Origin of the sequence: Litoreibacter halocynthiae, assembly GCF_004365635.1 — a bacterium.
In the GTDB taxonomy this organism is placed as follows: domain Bacteria; phylum Pseudomonadota; class Alphaproteobacteria; order Rhodobacterales; family Rhodobacteraceae; genus Litoreibacter; species Litoreibacter halocynthiae.
Window position 1 is genome coordinate 881,694 of sequence record NZ_SOBH01000002.1, and the last position, 17,777, is coordinate 899,470.

Consider the following 17,777-nt stretch of genomic DNA (forward strand, 5'->3'; position numbering starts at 1 on the left):
AAATACGGCGCATTCAGGTACGCTCTTTCAACGATTCGTAGATAATCGGAGATCCTATGCCTTACCTAGAAAGCCTGAGAGTGTTCGTGAGGGTGGTCGAACTCGGCAGCATCACTGCCGGTGGACGCGACCTGCGCTTAACACCAGCGGTGGCGAGCAAGCGCATCAAAGAACTTGAGCGACGGTTGGATGTGCGCCTGTTCAACCGCACGACACGCAAACTGTCGCCAACGGACGTCGGCCAGACCTTCTACGACCACGCCCGCCAAGTCGTGCAATCTCTGGAGGACGCCGAGGCCGCGATCTCTGGCTATTCCGAGCAACCGCACGGCACTATACAAGTGACAGCGCCGCTTGGCGTCGGCAAGCGTTTGGTCGCCCCGCTCATTCCCGAGTTCGTCGACATGTATCCGGATGTGTCGGTGCGACTGCGTCTGTCAGACCGCAAGGTGGATTTGTTGGAAGACGGGCTTGATGTGGCGTTATTTATCGGCCAGCCACCGGATTCAAATCTGAAATTGCGCAAAATTATGGACACTCCGAGAATCCTCTGCGCCGCGCCCTCCTATCTTGAAAAACACGGCGTTCCCCAGACCCCCGATGATCTGAAGCGCCACAACTGCCTACTTCTGCGCTACCCTCGATCGCCCGAATGGTTCTGGACGTTGTCAACGTCGGAGGGACCCATGCGGATGGACGTCTCTGGCAGCTACGATTCCGATGACGGAGACGTTTTGACTGGGTGGGCTTGCGCAAACCGTGGCATCATCAACAAGCCGCGTTTCGATGTCGTCGAACACCTCAAAAGTGGTGCGCTTGTCGAGGTGCTGCCCGAAACACCGCCCGAACCCGCGATGTTTGGATGCCTCTATCCGCACCGGCGCCTTCAAGACAATAAAGTCCGTCTTTTCATAGATTTCGTACTTGGGCGCTGCCGTGAGAAGCTGTCCCTGACATAAATGCAGCGAGGCCTCTCTTGGGCTCTGAACGGTCATACGCCGTGCAATCGTAGTACGACTTCCTTGGATACGATGTGGAATACGAATTCGGCGACCTACCCTGCTGCAAACGGCCTATTGCCGACATTGGCCACGAGTTTCACATGCTGCGGCGCGGCCCGTCATTGCGGACTTTCGCCGAACTTGCACGATCTACTTGTTGTCGAAACATCAAGTCGTAAGACCTAGCGTGAATTCGCTGCAAACGCCCTAAGGTCTGTTTTTTGGTTGGCCGCTAGGATGATCCGCCTTCCTGCAGCGCCGTTATTGTCCTGCTCATGCAATCCAAGAAACTTTGTCGTTCGCCGTCCGTGAGCCCGGATAAAGCCTCTTCATTTGTCTCCTTCGCCGCCTCGTAAGCCGAGTCTCGAATAGCACGTGCCTTCTCACTTAAATGGATCGTACGGGCTCTGGCGTCAGCCGGATGTTCTCTACGAACAATAAGGCCGTCCCGTTCCATTCTCGTCAGCGTATTGGCAAGCGTCGCCTGTTCGATATCGAGAAGCGCCAGGAGTTCCTTCTGCGTGAGGCCATCCTTTTCCCACAACACCAAAAGCGCGGGGAACTGGCCAGGAACAATCCCTAACGGAGCGATACGCTTGCGAAGCTCGTCGGCAAAAAGCCGGGCCATGTGGTTAACGAGATAGCCAGCGGAGGTCATGCGATCAAATTCCATGGGTGGCTTTTAGCATTGCATCGCATGCTATGTAATATTATATAGCATGCTATGCAATTCGAATCAGAAGGAATATCGAAATGAAATCGCTAACAACAACCTGTGCCCTGCTTCTCGCCCTATCTGGTCCGGCACTGGCACAATCAAAAGTGAACACACCCGGGCGCGATCTTGCAGAGCTTGTCTTTGGCTCCATCGAAGAACATCCAAAGGGTGCAATCGATATGGGTGAGTTCGTAAATTTCGGTCGAGACATCTTTGTGTCGATGGATTCCGATGAAAGTGGATCAGTTAGCCGAGAGGAGTTCACAGCTTGGGACTTTGGCTTCAACTTTATCGCCGCTGATAGTGGACAGGAACGCGCGTATGAAACAGCCCAGAGCATAATCTTCGCCATTTGGGATCATGATGCGGATGGCGAGATCGAACGCCGGGAATATCATAAATCGATGGTCTGGGATTTCCGCCGCGCTGACGTCGATGATGATGCCTTCCTGACCCAGGACGAGTTTCTGAGCGGTTACATCATCAACGTCGCCTATCGCGCCGCGATCACTAGCCAGTAAGTCCAATTCTCTCACATATGAGGTCGGTTCCATGAAGAGCACACCAACCAAATACGGATCGGTTGCCGTCACCATTCACTGGGTGAGCGCCATCCTCATCCTTGTTTTGCTCGGTTCGGGGTTTCGGGCGACATCACTCACGGATAGCGCCGCAAAGGAAGCGATCCTGATGATCCATGCACCATTGGGCGCGACCATCCTTTTGCTGACGCTGTTGCGCTTGTTCTGGTGGTGGCGCGTGGATCAAAAGCCAGAACCGTCTGGGGATGATCCGGCATGGCAGACTTTTTTGGCTAAAGCGGTCCACGTCCTTTTTTACATCGTCATCCTAGGAATGGGGGCCAGCGGCATCGGGCTCTTCGTTTTATCAGGCGCTGGCGATATTGTCTTCGGCGCCGGTCCGGGCCCCCTCCCTAACTTCGCGGATTACCCACCCCGCATTCCGCATGGCCTTGGAGCACGACTGATGGTGGCCCTCTTTGTGCTTCATGCTGGCGCGGCTCTCTATCACCAGTTCATCAAGAAAGACGGGCTGATCTGGCGCATGTGGTTTGGATCGACCGACACAGGAACTGAGAAATGATGAAAGCAGTCTTCAATATCCTCGCGATCTGTGGAGCCGCCGGGTTCTCGGGTGTTATGCTCTCAATTGGTGTCACGCTCGGCGGCTATTGGCGCAGCCTGCCGTCTGGAGATTTCCTGGACTGGTTTGCGGCAAACAATCAGTTCGCCTCCAAAACCATCCCGCTGTTAGTTCTGCCAACACTTATCGGCCTGATTGGCTCGATTTGGCTTTCCTGGGGCACTGCCGAGCTCAAGTACTGGCTGGCGAGCGGCTTGTGTGTGTTGGTCGTCGCTGTGCTGACTTTTGCATATTTTGTGCCATCCAATACTGCGTTCGCAAGTGGCGCAATGGACGGGGCGAACGTCGCCGTCAAATTGAATCAATGGCTTACGATCCACAACCTTCGGATCGGTCTTGCCATGGCAGCTGCCATACTCGGGTGCGTCGCGATCAAGGTCTGACGTCCTCGCGCCAGGTGCATAGGCTTGAACCACATGTCGACCCCGGCCTCACAATTTGATCATGAAAGGATCACCCCATGAAGACGCGTATCCATGCCATCGCAGGCGGTATTGGCCTGCTTATGATCCTTTCCTTCTGGACGTCGACGATCCTCTCCGAACTGTTCGGATCCCACGAAACTATCGCGATGGTGAAGGGCCTTATCCTTAAGGGCATGTTCATTCTAGTTCCGGCCATGGCCATTGTCGGTGCGTCCGGCGCTTCGCTGGGGGCTGGCCGAACGGATCAACGCATCTCCGCCAAGAAGAAACGCATGCCAATCATCGCGGCCAACGGGTTGCTTGTTCTGCTCCCGATGGCCTTCGTTCTTGAATCCAGGGCCTCTGCAGGCACTTTCGACACATGGTTCTATGTCTTGCAGAGCATCGAGCTCATTGCCGGGGCAACCAACATCACATTGATGGCGTTGAATGCCCGAGACGGCATTCGACTGACGGGTCGCAACCAACACACAAATCAGTCGCAGCTCATTGGCCGAGAAGTGGTTGCGAAGGATACCATCGCTGTGCGCATCGCGAAGCCTACGGGGTTCACCTACAAGCCCGGCCAGGCAATCCGACTGACACTCCCGTCTGGCATCGAGAATGATGCCGGTGGTGTCTCCCGCATCCTCTCCATTGCCAGCGCGCCCCATGAGGTTGACTTAATGGTGATCACCCGTGTGCGTGACAGCGCGTTCAAGCAAGCGTTGAACACCATGCCGGTAGGGTCGGACTTGCAATTGGCCGGACCGATGGGGACCTTCACTCTCGATGAAGATTCAACCCGCCCCGCCGTATTGCTCGCGGGCGGCATCGGTATCACGCCCTTCCTGTCGATGATCCGCCACGCCATGTATGCCAACCTGCCGAACAAGATAACACTGTTCTATTCCAATCGGACTTTTGCAGATGCCGCAATGCTGAACGAGTTGCAGGAGATTGCAGCCTCCAACCCAAACTTCAACTTGGTTGCAACAATGACTGACACCATGAACAGCGACGATTGGTCCGGTGAGGCCGGTCGTATCGATGCGGCAATGCTGGCCCGGCACCTAACGAACCTTAACGGACCAATCTACTACAGTGTGGGACCCAGCACATTTGTCAAAGCCATGGGTGAATTGCTCGGCGCAGCGGAGATTGACAGGAGCGACATGAGGTTCGAGCAGTTCTCCGGGTACTAGCGGTGAAAGTCCGGTCTCCCAGCCACTCTGGTTGTGAGGCCGGTCCATCAAGATCGTCGAATGCATAGCCGCAGTTCGAACGTGCCACAGCTGGGATTTGATCAGCACTCGCGCCGTCCTTTCCGCATGTTTTCCCAAATGCTGGTTCGGACCATATCGACATCGGTTTCCCGGTGTCGGGGCTTTGACAGCCTTGACTTGCGCACCCAAAATTTGGGCTCGAGACCCCCCGTCCTTTGGCCTTGGTAATGCCGACTGGAGTTGATGCAGGCACGGCCCGGAGCATGGCGCGTTCTGCCAATGGATTGGCATGTCCTGCCAATTCTTTCCGCTCTGATACACGCTAGTTACCCCTCATAGAAAAGGCGGAGAACGACGCTCCGCATAAGCGTAAAGACAAACGCTGTTCAGGAGGATGTACTATTAAAGCCAAGGAAGCCATCGACCAGCTTGATCCGAAAAAGTGGGCGAACACCGACCCGATAGACCGCTTGCATTTGCTGGAGGTGGTACGCGAAAACATGAAGCGCTTCGGCGACGATCTGGCCGCCGCCGATAGCAAGATGAAGAACGGTATTCTGGACGACGTTTTGTATTCAGATCCTGTGTCCAAAGTGGTAACCGTTGTGCCTATGGCGAACACGTTGACCGCTGCTATCGACCTCTACAAGTCAATTATCGACGGCAAGATGCTTCAGCCAATTAAGGTCGAAAAGATCGGCGACGATCTCTACGACATCTATGTCTTCCCTCAAGCCCGTTAAGACAAGCTGATGTATGCCGACCGCTCGGGCCGCATCCGCGTGAAGGGAGAGCCGAAACAGGTCAATCCGATGGACAAGCCCGCCGGGATCATTGCTGTCCTGGGTGCCGGAAACTATTCTTCATCTCTTGAAATGATGAAGGCGATGTTCTTTGAGAACTGCGCCGTGGTTCACAAACCGCATCACCTAAATGAAGAGACGGACGCCGTTTGGGCCAAGATCATGCAGCCATTGATCGATCACGGCGTGCTGAGCTTCTGCGCCTCGGACCAAAGTCTTGACCTGACAGTTGATCCGCGCCTGTCCGAAATCTACTTCACCGGCGGCACCGGCACTGCTCAAGCAATCATGTCTGCTACAGGTACACCGTTAATTTCCGAATCAAACGACTGATGAGTACACCGTGCAATCTGACTTGGCGCGAAGCAGGGGAGCGTGAATGGCTGTGGGTGACGCCCCGACGGCACCCGATTGCGCGCTGGTTGCCCGATCATTTCGAGCTGGAGCAAGAGGAAATGTATGGCGAGCCGTTTGGTGTTCCCGAACCCCTCGAAACAGTATTCATAAGCTGGTTTCAGAGCGGAGAGGTCTTCCTCTCCGGCCTGACCTATAAGCGCGGTGCAGGAAACGTATTTTACTTCCGCCCAGGCCATGAAATCTATCCGACATATTACGACAGCAACGTGAAGACTGTGCTTCGCAATGCCGTCAAATGGGCCCACAATCCAGAAGCCCGCATCAAAGATGTCCATGACGCCCCAAACGTGCCAGTTGAATCTGCGCTTGAACCACTTACGGCACGTGGCCCAAAACTGCATGCTGACGGCGAAGAAGGGTTTCGTTGATGAACCGTCTGAAACTTGGAATGCTAGGTGGCAGACAGGGTGCATTTATCGGCGGTGTTCATCGGATCGCATCACGCATTGATGATCGGTTTGAACTGGTCGCGGGTGCGCTGGCGTCCGATCTAGAACGTGCCGCAGTGTCTGCGGATGAACTGGGCATTGCCGCCGATCGTAGCTATGCAAATTTTGACGAAATGGCCACGGCAGAGGCTGCGCAAGATGATGGCATCGACGCAGTGTCCATTGTGGCGCCAAACCACGTCCACTCTGGACCGATCATCGCGTTTCTTGAGGCAGGCATCAATGTCATTTGTGATAAACCGTTGTGTGCCTCTGCCGAAGAAGCAAACGCAATTGAGGCGGCTGTATCCGTGTCAAAGGCGCGTTTCATTCTGACCCACAATTACAACGGCTATCCGCTGATCCGCCACGCCCGTGAGATGATTGCGCGTGGTGATCTGGGCGCCATTCGCGCCGTGCAGGCCGAATATGTGCAAGACTGGTTGACCGAAACCATTGAGGACAGCGGGCAAAAACAAGCGAGCTGGCGTACAGATCCTGTACGGTCCGGTGAGGGAGGCGCGATTGGCGACATTGGGACGCATGCCTTCAATCTTCTCACGTTCGTGACAGGGCTCGGCGCAGAATCTCTTAGCGCCGATCTTCATTCATTTGGAACGGGTCGTCAGGTCGATGACAATGCTCATATTATGCTGCGCCTGGAAAACGGCGCGCGCGGCATGCTTTGGGCATCGCAAGTTGCGGTGGGGCGTGAAAACGGTCTTAGGTTGCGCATTTACGGTGAAAAGGGCGGCCTCGAATGGGATCAAGAAAACCCCAACAGATTAACCTTTACAGCCTTTGGAGAGCCAACCCAAACATTCACCCGTGGCGGAGCCGGCGTAGGGGATCGCGCTGGCGATTGGACCCGTATTCCACCGGGCCATCCCGAGGGCTACCTTGAGGGGTTCGCGAACCTCTATTCGGACGCGGCGGATGTCATCAGCGGAGTGTCCGATGGCGTTTTGCTGCCGGGGATTAAGGCAGGTCTGGATGGGATGTGGTTCATACAAGCCTGTATTTCGAGCTCCCAATCCAATGGAACCTGGATCAAGCGAAATTCCAAATCGTAACAAGCGCGTCTTTGCGGAACCTTCAGTTGTTATGAATAGCTGCAATTGGAAAGAAGCGGACCTCGTGCACATTGATCCGAGTAGCGGCATTGTCCCGCGACTCGATCTTTGAGCGTTTCGTTCTCGCTGCACTTTGTATGAATGGCCGGTCTTCACGCCGCGTTGCGACAACGAGTTCTTAGCCCTTGCAGCATAATCCGTGCTGCGAGCGCACGCAGCGAAGATTTTTGTTGGTCTCCTGTGGGCTCTCCAATCACCTTCGCCGCGCGAGCCACGAATGTCCGGATCCGGAAGTGACGCCGCTTGCTGCGTAACGTTTGAAGAGAAAAATGCGGGACAAAGCCGACTCTTGCAGATGTGGCTATTGCTAACGCGGCATTTCTTCGAACTCGTGGCAACTAGCAGTCCGCAGCTCAGAGAATTCACCAAAGCAGCCATTCGGAACCCTTCAATATGGCAATCAACAAACACCATATTGCTCCACGCCGGCTCTTAGATCCCGTCGCCATGAGTTAGGTCTTCCGGTATTTCTGACCAACACCCACTTTGGCGCATCACTCACTAAAAAATTTGCCCCTCAATCCCGCCACACAAGACTACCGCGTCGAATTATTCAGCTATGCATTGTCCGTTTACGGTCCCGCGTGCTGCGGGTCGCTTCTTCGGATCCATCATGAAAGGTTCCGAACCACTTGTCCCAAGGCATTTCCGCGTTGCCGTAGTTGCATTCATAATAGCGGTGATGCAGTTGATGGAAAAAAGCCCCCAACAGCAGCGCCTGACGGTCCTTGGCCCAGATGGCTTCGTAGCCCGAATGGGACGAAGCCGCGCCGAGCATAAGCCAATAGCCCAAAAATAACATATGGACGGGGTGGCTGGGTAGGATCAGCACGGTCAGGATTGCGCTGAGATAGGCCATGACTTCAATCGGGTGCATCGACATCCCCGACCATGGTCCCGTGTTGACGTTGCGATGATGCACCGCGTGCACGTGTCTGTAGATGAAGGGCTGATGCAGGACGAGGTGTACAACATAGAAGTGCAAGCTTTGCCAAAGTGCCAGCAGCGCAAACATCAGAACAAACCAGATCGGGTGCGCGCTAAAGCTAAGCGTGGTTATCAGCCCGCTGGCATAGGACCACCTTAAGAAACATTCGAACAGCGACAGGATTGTCGCGCCAAACACCATTGAATGGTAGACATTGTCCCACGTCTGGTAGTCAAATTTGAACAACGCGTTCTTGCGTTTAGAATAGGGACGTGGGTCGTATTTGAGCAACTTGCCTTGACCGTCAATACCGTAGAACCAGTGGTGCAGACCGCCAGCGACGATCAAAAGCAAAAGCCAGTTGCGCAGGAACACCCACGCGACCCAGCCCAAGGAAAAGCTGGTTTGTTCTTGCCCCACTGGCTGCACCCAAAAGGCGACCAGAAACGCCAACGCGAGAAAGATCGAGCGGTCCGAGAACTGTAGCCAATTCTGCCAAACCCATTTTGCTAGGCGACGGGGCTGCGCGGGCCAGAGCCAATAGGGCGCATATTTGACCGGCAGTTCGGGATGCCAATGCCATTCGCGGCTCATCGGGCCCACGTTTTTGCTGTCAGGCTCAGCTTCCTTGGTAGGTGTGTCTGTAGATGCCATACTGACGCCTCAACAATGGAACGGGCACCGCCGATGGAGCGCCTCAGAAATATTTCTAGCCCACAGCAAGTTTCCACGCAGTACCGATTGCGACATTCGCCACGCGAAATTATGCAGGTTAGAAATTGAGGCTCCGGTCTAGCAGTCGTCCAGCCGAAGACCGTTTGAGCAATTCTGGTGTGCAGTGCAGCCCTGATTTTGTGGATTCTGGTGTGATAATGGCTGAGGCAAGCGTGCGGCCCGTTTCACGACCAATGCGCTTTGCGGGGATGCGGACCGTCGTGAGAGAAGGTTCGATTTCACTGGCACCTTTGAAATCACCGATCCCCGTGACCGACACGTCATCTGGCACAGACAGGCCCGCCGCGGTTGCGCCATAGATGGCCCCCGTCGCCAGAATGTCGTTACCGCAGATGATGGCCGTCGGGCGAATGTCTTTGCTTAAAAGGTCAATCGTGTCCCTCTTGGACGCAGAAATACTGTACACAGTGGTCAACTGCCATTCTGGGCACACTGAAATACCTGCTGCATTCAATGTTCGCATCACGCCTGTATGCCGCGCATTTGCCCGATCATTCCCGATCACAGGTGGCAACATGCATGCGATGTCACGATGTCCGAGGTCCAAAACATGTTTCGCGATCAGCTCCCCTGCCAGTTCATTGTCTGTCCCAACACAAGGATAGCGCGCGGTCTGTGAATAATTCCACATGAGGACCGTCGGGATCTCCTGCTCATCGATCAATTGAAACACCGCTTCATCGTGATCCAGCCCTGTCAGAACGATCCCGTCAACGCGATGTTCTAGCATTTTGCGCAGAATCGCGTATTCGCGCTGCGGGTCATACCCGTGGGACGCCAATAAAATCGTAAAGCCCTGTTTGGCGACCTCGTCCGAGAACGCCTGCACGACCTCTGCAAAGATCGCATGGTCCAGCGTTGGGACAAGCACACCGATTGTCCCACTGCGGATGCCATGGATCGTTTGGGCAGCACGGTTGCGAATATATCCCGTCCGCCGCACAGCAGAATCGATCCTTTTGCGGGTGTCCGACTTCAAAAGTTCCGGGTGATTGAAATAGCGCGACACTGTGGAAGCCGAGACCTTTGCAGCTTTCGCCACACTCACAATATCAGCTTTTCGTTGTTTTTTCTCAGTCACTTAAATACCCAGAATGACCAAATTATGAAAACATTTGCAAAACTATTTTCATTACTTAACTTGGTTAGTCAATATTCAAGTTTGGAGATCTTGGCGCTTGGAATTTCTGTTCTACATGGGCGACGTATTCACGCCGATCAATTTCGGACTGCTCTTGCTTGGCACCATCGGGGGGCTGATCCTTGGGGCCACGCCTGGTCTGTCACCCACCATGACGGTCGCATTGATGATCCCCTTTACGTTCAAGCTTGAACCGCAACAGGGGCTTATTTTGCTTGGTGCCGCCTATACGTCCACTGTGGCAGGCGGCGCGGTCAGTGCCATTCTGTTAAAAATTCCTGGCGCACCGGCCAATATCGCCACCACGCTGGATGGTCATACGATGGCGCAGAAGGGCGAAGGGGCGAAAGCGTTGCAACTGTCGTTCATCGCGTCGGCTATTGGCGGGCTTTTTGGCGTCTTTCTCCTGATATTTTTGACACCTGTTCTGGCGCAATGGGCGCTCGCGTTTGGTCCGTCAGAGCTGTTTTGGCTGGCGATCCTCGGTGTTACTGTCATCGGAACACTGGATTCAAGTTCAGTCGTCAAGGGCCTGCTGTCAGGCTGCATTGGTTTGTGGCTTGCGACAATCGGGTTTGACGACATCATGGGTGCGCAGCGGTTTATCTTCCATTCGTCTGTCAGTGGCGGGATCAATGTGATCCCCGCGCTAATCGGGTTGTTTGCGATCCCGCAGGTTATCACGATGTTTGCCAAGGGACCTAAAGGAACGGATGCCGAAATCATCGTCGTTCAACACCACCCGATTGGCAAAGCGTTCAACGAAATTTTCAGCCGCAAACGCGCGCTGGCTATCGGTACGGCCATCGGGTCGGTCATTGGCTTGATCCCTGGTGTGGGCGGCCAGATCGCGGGTCTTGTGGCCTATGATCAATCCAAAAAGATGAGCTCTGAAAGCGCGAAGTTCGGCACCGGCCACCCCGAAGGCGTGATCGCCGCAGAAAGTGCGAACAACGCGATGGTCGGCCCGTCCTTGGTGCCGTTGTTGACGCTCTCCATTCCTGGTTCTCCCACTGCGGCGGTTCTCCTTGGCGGCCTCCTGATCCACGGCATTTTCCCCGGTCCGACCCTGTTCACGCAATACCCGCAAGTCGTCTGGCCGTTCATCAATTCCATGCTGATCGGGCAAATTCTGATGTGCGTGTTTGGCCTGTTGATTGCGGGATGGGCTGCAAACGTTGCCCGGGTCCCGCCGGCTGTGATGGCCGCTGTGGTTCTGGGGCTTGCTGTATTTGGCAGCTATTCGGTCCAGCATTCCATGGGGGATGTTTATGTTATGGCGTCCCTCGGGCTTGGCATGTTCTTCCTTGAACGGTTCGGCTTTTCGGCAGCCCCGCTTGTCCTTGGTCTGATCCTTGGACCCATCGCAGAAGCCAACTTTATGCAAGGCGCGATGATCGCCAATGCCACCGTTGGGCAGATGGCCTATTTCTTCACCGGATGGCTGAACTGGTTGCTGATCCTGATCGTCGTGGCCTCAATCGGCTATTCGATCTGGATGGAGTTGCGCCAACGTCGCTATACCACAAAAGAGGATGCCCAAGCATGAGCACCGATCTTCCGCGAAACCAGCACATTATTGCATCCGGCCTGATCTCAGCTGTGGGTATCACGGTGGCCTACACCAGTTTTACCCAGGAACCGGCAGGCGCATTCGTTTTTCCGCGCCTCATCTCATCGGTGTTTGCGGTGCTCGCGATCTGGACATTTGTCAAAGCCGTTCTGGGGTGTAGCAAAGTCGGCGCAGGGATCAGCGGTGTCGAGATGCGCAACATGCTGCCCGGCCTGATCGTCACGCTCATCTATGCTTTTTGGGCGGCCAAGGAACTGGGGTTCTACACGGCGACAACAATCGCCTTTTTCATTCTACTGACGATCTATGATCCCGCGCCCCACAACGCGCCCATGACATGGATCAAACGGGTTCTAATCACCGCTGGCTTCATAGCGGTCATGTACGGTCTCTTCGCGGTCTTGCTGAATGTATTCACACCGAGAGAGATTTTTTCCTGAATCAGCGGGAGGCAGCTTCAGGGTCTAACCAAGGGAGAGAAACTATGAGAAATTGGATTGCAGGCGCGGTTATCGCGCTCACGGCGATGGCAGGCACGGCGATGGCAGACGGCCACGGCGATTACCCCGAACGCCCGATCATGCTGATGGTCAGCTACGGTGCTGGCGGTGCGACCGACTTTCAGGCGCGTATCGTGACAATGACAGCAGGCAACGAAGACGCCTTGAACATGCCAGTCGCTATTCTGAACAAATCCGGCGCGGGTGGCCGTGTGGGTTGGAACTGGCTTGCGACCCAGGCCGAAGCAGACGGTTACACACTGGGCGCTTATAATGTGCCGCACTTTATCGCGCAGTCCATCGAGGGCGGTGTCGATTATTCCACCGACAGTTTCGAGCCGATTGCAAACTGGGGCGCTGATCCTGCAGTTTTCGTTGTTGCCGCAGACAGCAAATTCAACTCCATGTCTGACGTCATTGCCTACGCAACAGATAACCCCGGCGGGTTGACGTTCTCTGGCGCTGGTCTGTTTGTGGGCCACCACATTGCAGCACTTCAGCTTGAAAAGGCCGCCGGTGTTGAACTGGCCTATATCCCCAACAACGCTGGTGGCGCTGGTGCGATGCGCGCCGTGATCGCGGGCGAAGTTTTGGGCGGTGTGAACAACTTGTCCGACGCATTCCGTGCGCGCGAAGCTGGCACTGTCAAAATCCTCGGCGTGTTCGACCTTGAGCGCAACGCGTTCATCGACGATGTGCCAACGATGATGGAGCAAGGCTACGAGATCGACAACGCATCCGTGAACTATCGCGGTGTGATGGTGCCTGCCGGTACGCCGCAGCCAATCATTGACCACCTCGCCGCTGTCGTTCCGACAATGTTCGAAAACGGCCGCGTTGCCAGCCGCATGGAAGCAGGCGGTTCCCCCATGCACATCATGAACCGTGAAGAAGTTCTTGAAATGTGGGCACAGCGTCAGGTGACGCTTGAGGCGCTTTTGGCCGACCTCTAAGGCACTGACAGGCATAAAGGCGGGGCGGCATTTTCGCCCCGCCACACTCAAAGGATGTCCCATGAACACTCAAGATCCCATCGCCGAAGTCGAAACTATCGTCGCCCGCGCCCGCGCCGCACAGGCCGCGTTTGAGGCGAACGGGTCACAGGAAAAATATGACCGCGCAGCACAAGCCGCTGCATGGGCTATCATGGAACCGGACCGAAATCGCATTCTTGCTAAAATGGCCGTTGAAACAACGGGCCTTGGCAACGTTCCTGACAAGATTACAAAAAACCATCGAAAGACACTGGGCCTGATGCGCGACATTGCAGACGCCAAGACGTTCGGCGTGATCCGCGATGACAAAGACACAGGTATCACCGAGATCGCGCGCGCCATAGGGGTCATCGGTGCTGTGGTTCCTTCCACCAACCCAGGTGCCACACCCGCGAACAACATCATTAATGCTCTGAAATGCGGCAACGCGATTGTCGTATCGCCCTCGCCCAAAGGCGTGCCAACATGCGAAACCCTTATCGGGTATATCCATGCCGAATTTGACAAACTCGGGCTGGACCGTGACCTCGTACAGATGGTTCCGGGCCGTGGGTCAAAGGAAAAAACGCAACGATTGCTTGAAATTTCCGATCTGATCGTCGTCACGGGCAGCCAGAACAACGTCAAACGTGCCTATACGTCCGGCACGCCTGCATTGGCTGTGGGGGCTGGCAATGTCTGTGTCATCGTGGATGAAACGGCCGACCTGACGGCTGCGGCCCAAAAGATAGCAGCGTCTAAGACGTTTGATAATGCCACCTCCTGTAGCTCGGAAAATTCTATCGTTGTGGTCAATGACATCTATGATGCCTTTACCGCTGAGCTGGCAAAGGCCGGCGGTGCATTGATCACGGATGACAGCAAGGTGACTGGCACGCTTTGGGTCAAAGGTCATTTGAATCCACGCGCCATTGCACAAGATGCGGACGCCATGATCGACGCCCTTGGGTTAAGTGACGAAGTCCCACAGGGAACGCAGTTCGTCGCCGTGGAAACCAAAGGCATCGGTTCTGATTTCCCTCTGTCTGGCGAAAAACTAAGCCGTGTCCTGACAGTTTACCGCGCCCGTGATTTTGACGCCGCGGTTGGCATCACTCGAGAGGTACAGCTGCATCAGGGTGCAGGGCATTCCGTTGGCATTCACACCAATGATGACACCCGTCCACTAACGCTCGCCAAGGCGACCCCGACCAGCCGCGTGATAGTCAATCAGGCCCATACGTTTGCCACCGGCGGATCTTTCACCAATGGAATGCCGTTTTCATTGTCCATGGGCTGCGGGTCGTGGGGTGGTAATTCGATCGATGACAACCTGCATTGGAAACACTTCATCCAATCCACGAAAATCGTGCGCGAAATTCCGGCCCGTGAGCCAGCCGTCGAGGATATCTTTGACGATTATTGGAAACAGGTCGGCAAGTGATTTTCGATCCAGCATCTCCACCCGTAGGAACCGTGCGCGACTGGTTGGATGCCCGCGCAGAAGGCGATGGGATCGCTATCGTATTTCCTGAAACCGGTGAGACGCTCGGTTGGCGCAGCCTGCGCAATGAGGCGCGCCAAATCGCCGAATTTCTGACGGCTTTGGGGGTCGCAAAGGGCGAAAGCGTTGCGATTGTCCAGCCAAATGGCCGCGAAGGTGTGATCGCAACCTACGCGACCCTCTACGGTGGATTTCGCGCCACAATGATTAACCTTGCTGCGGGTCCCGCAGCGATTTCCTACGCGTTGGACCATTCAGGCGCGCGGTTTGCGTTCGTACACGCATCCCAAGCCGATACATTTTCAAAAGTTGCGCCAGATGGCGTCACAGCCCTCAAAGCCGAAAATATTCAGACACCCGCTATTTTGCATGATATCAATTCCGATGATCATGCCCTCCTGATGTACACATCCGGCACCACCGGCAAACCCAAGGGCGTCGTGCACAGTCACGCAAGCCTTCTGGCAGGCGGTTGGACAACAGCTGTTGCCCATGCGCTGACGCCGCAGGATCGCGGTTTTTGTGTTCTGCCGATTTATCACATCAACGGGCTGTGCGTGACAGTGATCGGGGCGCTGGTGTCGGGCGGGTCGCTTGCCATGGTGTCGCGTTTTTCAGCAAGCAAGTTTTGGGATCAGGTCGAGGCTGGTGAGGCCACCTGGTTCTCGGTGGTGCCCACCATCATCAGCCATTTGTTACACGGCTCGTCAAACCCAGATGGAAAGACACGCGCGCGTTTGCGTTTCGGACGGTCTGCGTCCTCGGCTTTGGCAATTGAAACCCAATCCGCATTCGAGGGCCGTTTCGAAGTGCCAATCATTGAAACTATGGGTCTCACAGAAACTGCGGCGCAAATTCTGTCAAACCCCTTGCCTCCCGGTGTGCGCAAAATCGGATCGCCCGGCGTTGGCTATGGCAATTCAGTGCAGATCATGACTCCGCAACTGACCGAAGCCGCTCGCGACACCGAAGGGGAAATCGCTGTACGTGGACCAAATGTCATGCGTGAGTATCTTCATAACCCGCAGGCGACAGCGGGCACCTTTGCGGGCGACTGGCTGCGCACCGGCGATCTTGGCCGGATGGACGCAGATGGATATGTCTTTGTGACAGGTCGCCTGAAGGAGTTGATTATCAAAGGTGGTGAAAATATCGCCCCACGCGAAATCGACGAGGTTCTTTATGGTCTTAACGATGTCGTAGAGGCAGCTGCATTCGCGCGTCCTTGCCCGCAATATGGCGAACGTGTCGAGGCCGCCGTTGCGCTGATCGACGGGTCAACTTTGAGCGAAGCAGAGCTTATTTCAAGGTGTATCGAACGGCTTGGTGCATTTAAATCACCTGAAAAGGTCCATATTCTAAACGAGCTGCCAAAGGGTCCTTCGGGGAAAATCCAACGACTGAAATTGGCTGAACTGCTTTGACTAGGGGTTAGAGTTGGCAGCGTTGATTGGCATCCATTGCACGCGAAACCTCGACATTTCACTAGGTTCGAAGCCTGAGCGCTTGATGCGCACGTTGATTACGTAAATGATTGGTTTCTCCGCCCTGTGCCGGCGTCAGGATTTCAGTAGTCGAGGGTAATTCTGTGCTGCATGAGCTCGCGGCACAAGAACCAAACTCAAAGAATGAGTTTCGCGGCCCACGAGGTATCACAGCATCTTAACCACTTCGAACCGACGAACGGCATCAGCCGTTCGCTAACTTTACTAAATGTCGATCCGTTCAGCAAAATTCCGTGCGTCCTCCAGTTCGACCCCCAAAGACCGAACTGTGCTATCAACCTTCGTGTGGCCGAGCAAAAGCTGAACTGCACGCAAATTCCCTGTCTTGCGATAGATTTCGACCACCTTGGTGCGGCGTATAGAATGGGTGCCAGAACCATTGGGTTCTAGGCCGATCGAAACCACCCCACCCCGAATTAAACGCCATTATTGGCAAGTTGATATATGTGGGCGATCGTGAAAACGGCTGGGAAACAAAAACTGGCATCCGATCATTTCGGGCGACATGATCCAGATTGTAACAGTTTCTCGCGTGTTTTCCGACAGTTCGAACTGCACAGTCTTGTTGGTTTTGCATTGAACAACGGACACCCGATCGCGAACGCTATTTTCGCTGAAAAGATCACCGACCGTTAGCCTAACCAAGTCGCAGCCGCGCAACTTGCTATCAATAGCGACGTTGAACAATGCGAGATCGCGCTGCCATAGTTTGATAAACTAACTTCAGTATCTGAATCGCGGTTCAAGTAAATTCAAGCAAACGATTGCTTCTTTCGCCGCATTGCGACATCAAGCCTAGCTCCAGTCCAGCATAGGTAGTGCGGTTTGCGCACGCAGCGAATATTTGTGTCTGAAGTCAGGGCGTATGGGTCCAAATAGGGTCATTTGCTAAGAGAGGGTTTGTTGCTCATCGTAGCCACTGAGGATTGGACGATAAGAAAGACAACTAAGAGTCCCGGCGAGAAGATCGTCAACGATATCAAACGCGCTACGCGCAAGCAGTATTCATCTGAAGAGAAGATCAGGATTGTGCTGGACGGGCTGCGCGGGGAAGATAGTATCGCTGAGCTGTGTCGCCGTGAAGGCATCTCGCAGGGCATTTACTACAAGTGGTCGAAGGACTTCATGGAAGCCGGTAAGAAGCGGCTGGCCGGCGATACGGCGCGTGCTGCAAACACCGATGAGGTGAAAGAACTGCGGCGGGAGGCAAAGGATCTCAAAGAGGTGGTTGCAGAGCAGACGCTTGAACTCCGTCTTCTCAAAAAAAGCGTGACAGGCGATGGGGGCGACCACGAATGAGGTATCCCGCATCGGAGAAGTTGGAAATCATTCGGCTGGTTGAAGAAAGCCATCTGTCAGCATGGCGGACTTTGGGTAAGCTCGGCATTCCACGGACCACGTTCTATCGTTGGTACGACCGGTATCTTCAACGCGGTGAGGCTGGCCTGCAGGATCAATCTCCCAAGCCAAAGCATGTCTGGAACCGCATTCCCGACACTGTACGGCGCAAGATCGTTAAGCTGGCGCCAAAGGAAACAGAGTTGTCACCGAGAGAGCTGGCCGTGATGTTCACTGACAAAGAGAGCTACTTTGTATCAGAGGCTTCAACCTATCGGATCCTGA

General features: G+C 54.8%; 17 protein-coding genes and 2 pseudogenes. 15 read left to right on the forward strand and 4 right to left on the reverse strand.

The genetic code is table 11. The features are described 5' to 3' along the window. Nucleotides 1–56 precede the first annotated feature (56 nt). Nucleotides 57–959, forward strand: a complete 903-nt coding sequence (locus BDE40_RS11670; RefSeq protein WP_134014687.1) for a LysR family transcriptional regulator — start codon at nucleotides 57–59, stop codon at nucleotides 957–959. A 274-nt stretch (nucleotides 960–1,233) separates the two neighbouring features. Here BDE40_RS11670 and BDE40_RS11675 read toward each other — a convergent pair whose 3' ends face one another. Beyond that, on the reverse strand, nucleotides 1,234–1,674 hold the full coding sequence (locus tag BDE40_RS11675; RefSeq protein WP_134014688.1) for a MarR family winged helix-turn-helix transcriptional regulator: 441 nt from the start codon (nucleotides 1,672–1,674) through the stop codon (nucleotides 1,234–1,236). An 80-nt stretch (nucleotides 1,675–1,754) separates the two neighbouring features. Between BDE40_RS11675 and BDE40_RS11680 the strand changes: the two genes are divergently transcribed. From BDE40_RS11680 to BDE40_RS11710, 8 genes are all read left to right on the forward strand, one after another. Then, nucleotides 1,755–2,240, forward strand: coding sequence for an EF-hand domain-containing protein (locus BDE40_RS11680; RefSeq protein ID WP_134014689.1), 486 nt, complete (start codon nucleotides 1,755–1,757; stop codon nucleotides 2,238–2,240). A gap of 31 nt (nucleotides 2,241–2,271) precedes the next feature. Next, nucleotides 2,272–2,823 carry a cytochrome b gene (locus BDE40_RS11685; protein ID WP_134014690.1) on the forward strand — a complete coding sequence of 184 codons (552 nt, stop codon included), beginning with the start codon at nucleotides 2,272–2,274 and terminating at the stop codon, nucleotides 2,821–2,823. Beyond that, nucleotides 2,820–3,266: an anthrone oxygenase family protein gene (locus BDE40_RS11690; RefSeq protein ID WP_134014691.1), complete on the forward strand. Its 447-nt coding sequence runs from the start codon at nucleotides 2,820–2,822 to the stop codon at nucleotides 3,264–3,266. The genes BDE40_RS11685 and BDE40_RS11690 overlap by 4 nt, the downstream gene beginning before the upstream one ends. A gap of 77 nt (nucleotides 3,267–3,343) precedes the next feature. Then, nucleotides 3,344–4,492, forward strand: coding sequence for an FAD-dependent oxidoreductase (locus BDE40_RS11695; protein WP_134014692.1), 1,149 nt, complete (start codon nucleotides 3,344–3,346; stop codon nucleotides 4,490–4,492). A 521-nt stretch (nucleotides 4,493–5,013) separates the two neighbouring features. Next, a complete protein-coding gene (locus BDE40_RS18290; protein ID WP_211342424.1) occupies nucleotides 5,014–5,256 on the forward strand; it encodes a hypothetical protein in 243 nt (80 codons plus the stop codon). A 9-nt stretch (nucleotides 5,257–5,265) separates the two neighbouring features. Then, complete coding sequence (locus BDE40_RS18295) at nucleotides 5,266–5,649, forward strand: aldehyde dehydrogenase family protein (RefSeq protein WP_211342425.1); 384 nt, start codon at nucleotides 5,266–5,268, stop codon at nucleotides 5,647–5,649. Continuing rightward, the gene (locus BDE40_RS11705; protein ID WP_134014693.1) at nucleotides 5,649–6,101 is read left to right on the forward strand and encodes a ThuA domain-containing protein; all 453 of its coding nucleotides are present in this window, start codon (nucleotides 5,649–5,651) and stop codon (nucleotides 6,099–6,101) included. Before BDE40_RS18295 ends, BDE40_RS11705 begins: the two co-directional genes overlap by 1 nt. Continuing rightward, nucleotides 6,101–7,234 (forward strand): Gfo/Idh/MocA family protein, encoded by a 1,134-nt coding sequence (locus BDE40_RS11710; RefSeq protein ID WP_246030430.1) that lies wholly within the window; start codon nucleotides 6,101–6,103, stop codon nucleotides 7,232–7,234. Before BDE40_RS11705 ends, BDE40_RS11710 begins: the two co-directional genes overlap by 1 nt. Nucleotides 7,235–7,847: 613 nt before the next feature. On the opposite strand, the gene BDE40_RS11715 is transcribed toward BDE40_RS11710, so the two are convergent. Together BDE40_RS11715 and BDE40_RS11720 are read right to left on the reverse strand one after the other, a co-directional pair. After that, the gene (locus BDE40_RS11715; RefSeq protein ID WP_134014694.1) at nucleotides 7,848–8,876 is read right to left on the reverse strand and encodes a sterol desaturase family protein; all 1,029 of its coding nucleotides are present in this window, start codon (nucleotides 8,874–8,876) and stop codon (nucleotides 7,848–7,850) included. A 118-nt stretch (nucleotides 8,877–8,994) separates the two neighbouring features. Further along, nucleotides 8,995–9,999, reverse strand: a complete 1,005-nt coding sequence (locus tag BDE40_RS11720; protein ID WP_246030431.1) for a LacI family DNA-binding transcriptional regulator — start codon at nucleotides 9,997–9,999, stop codon at nucleotides 8,995–8,997. Nucleotides 10,000–10,135: 136 nt separating this feature from the next. Here BDE40_RS11720 and BDE40_RS11725 point away from each other — a divergent pair, with 136 nt between their 5' ends. From BDE40_RS11725 to BDE40_RS11745, 5 genes are all read left to right on the forward strand, one after another. After that, nucleotides 10,136–11,647: a tripartite tricarboxylate transporter permease gene (locus BDE40_RS11725; protein ID WP_134014696.1), complete on the forward strand. Its 1,512-nt coding sequence runs from the start codon at nucleotides 10,136–10,138 to the stop codon at nucleotides 11,645–11,647. Beyond that, nucleotides 11,644–12,111, forward strand: a complete 468-nt coding sequence (locus BDE40_RS11730; RefSeq protein ID WP_134014697.1) for a tripartite tricarboxylate transporter TctB family protein — start codon at nucleotides 11,644–11,646, stop codon at nucleotides 12,109–12,111. Before BDE40_RS11725 ends, BDE40_RS11730 begins: the two co-directional genes overlap by 4 nt. Nucleotides 12,112–12,155: 44 nt before the next feature. Beyond that, entirely contained in the window at nucleotides 12,156–13,124 is a 969-nt protein-coding gene (locus BDE40_RS11735) for a tripartite tricarboxylate transporter substrate binding protein (RefSeq protein ID WP_134014698.1), read from the forward strand. Nucleotides 13,125–13,185: 61 nt separating this feature from the next. Further along, nucleotides 13,186–14,589: an acylating sulfoacetaldehyde dehydrogenase gene (gene sauS, locus BDE40_RS11740; RefSeq protein ID WP_134014699.1), complete on the forward strand. Its 1,404-nt coding sequence runs from the start codon at nucleotides 13,186–13,188 to the stop codon at nucleotides 14,587–14,589. Continuing rightward, on the forward strand, nucleotides 14,586–16,073 hold the full coding sequence (locus tag BDE40_RS11745; protein WP_134014700.1) for an AMP-binding protein: 1,488 nt from the start codon (nucleotides 14,586–14,588) through the stop codon (nucleotides 16,071–16,073). The genes sauS and BDE40_RS11745 overlap by 4 nt, the downstream gene beginning before the upstream one ends. Nucleotides 16,074–16,358: 285 nt before the next feature. On the opposite strand, the pseudogene BDE40_RS18410 reads toward BDE40_RS11745, so the two are convergent. Continuing rightward, nucleotides 16,359–16,868 (reverse strand): annotated as a pseudogene (locus BDE40_RS18410) (tyrosine-type recombinase/integrase). Nucleotides 16,869–17,087: 219 nt separating this feature from the next. Between BDE40_RS18410 and BDE40_RS18415 the strand changes: the two are divergent. Beyond that, nucleotides 17,088–17,777: pseudogene (locus BDE40_RS18415) on the forward strand (transposase); the annotation flags it as partial.

Coding starts and splice junctions, on each gene's coding strand:
- BDE40_RS11670 (WP_134014687.1), top strand. CDS start 57: ATGCCTTACCTAGAAAGCCTGAGAGTGTTCGTGAGGGTGGTCGAACTC.
- BDE40_RS11675 (WP_134014688.1), bottom strand. CDS start 1,674: ATGGAATTTGATCGCATGACCTCCGCTGGCTATCTCGTTAACCACATG.
- BDE40_RS11680 (WP_134014689.1), top strand. CDS start 1,755: ATGAAATCGCTAACAACAACCTGTGCCCTGCTTCTCGCCCTATCTGGT.
- BDE40_RS11685 (WP_134014690.1), top strand. CDS start 2,272: ATGAAGAGCACACCAACCAAATACGGATCGGTTGCCGTCACCATTCAC.
- BDE40_RS11690 (WP_134014691.1), top strand. CDS start 2,820: ATGATGAAAGCAGTCTTCAATATCCTCGCGATCTGTGGAGCCGCCGGG.
- BDE40_RS11695 (WP_134014692.1), top strand. CDS start 3,344: ATGAAGACGCGTATCCATGCCATCGCAGGCGGTATTGGCCTGCTTATG.
- BDE40_RS18290 (WP_211342424.1), top strand. CDS start 5,014: ATGAAGCGCTTCGGCGACGATCTGGCCGCCGCCGATAGCAAGATGAAG.
- BDE40_RS18295 (WP_211342425.1), top strand. CDS start 5,266: ATGTATGCCGACCGCTCGGGCCGCATCCGCGTGAAGGGAGAGCCGAAA.
- BDE40_RS11705 (WP_134014693.1), top strand. CDS start 5,649: ATGAGTACACCGTGCAATCTGACTTGGCGCGAAGCAGGGGAGCGTGAA.
- BDE40_RS11710 (WP_246030430.1), top strand. CDS start 6,101: ATGAACCGTCTGAAACTTGGAATGCTAGGTGGCAGACAGGGTGCATTT.
- BDE40_RS11715 (WP_134014694.1), bottom strand. CDS start 8,876: ATGGCATCTACAGACACACCTACCAAGGAAGCTGAGCCTGACAGCAAA.
- BDE40_RS11730 (WP_134014697.1), top strand. CDS start 11,644: ATGAGCACCGATCTTCCGCGAAACCAGCACATTATTGCATCCGGCCTG.
- BDE40_RS11735 (WP_134014698.1), top strand. CDS start 12,156: ATGAGAAATTGGATTGCAGGCGCGGTTATCGCGCTCACGGCGATGGCA.
- sauS (WP_134014699.1), top strand. CDS start 13,186: ATGAACACTCAAGATCCCATCGCCGAAGTCGAAACTATCGTCGCCCGC.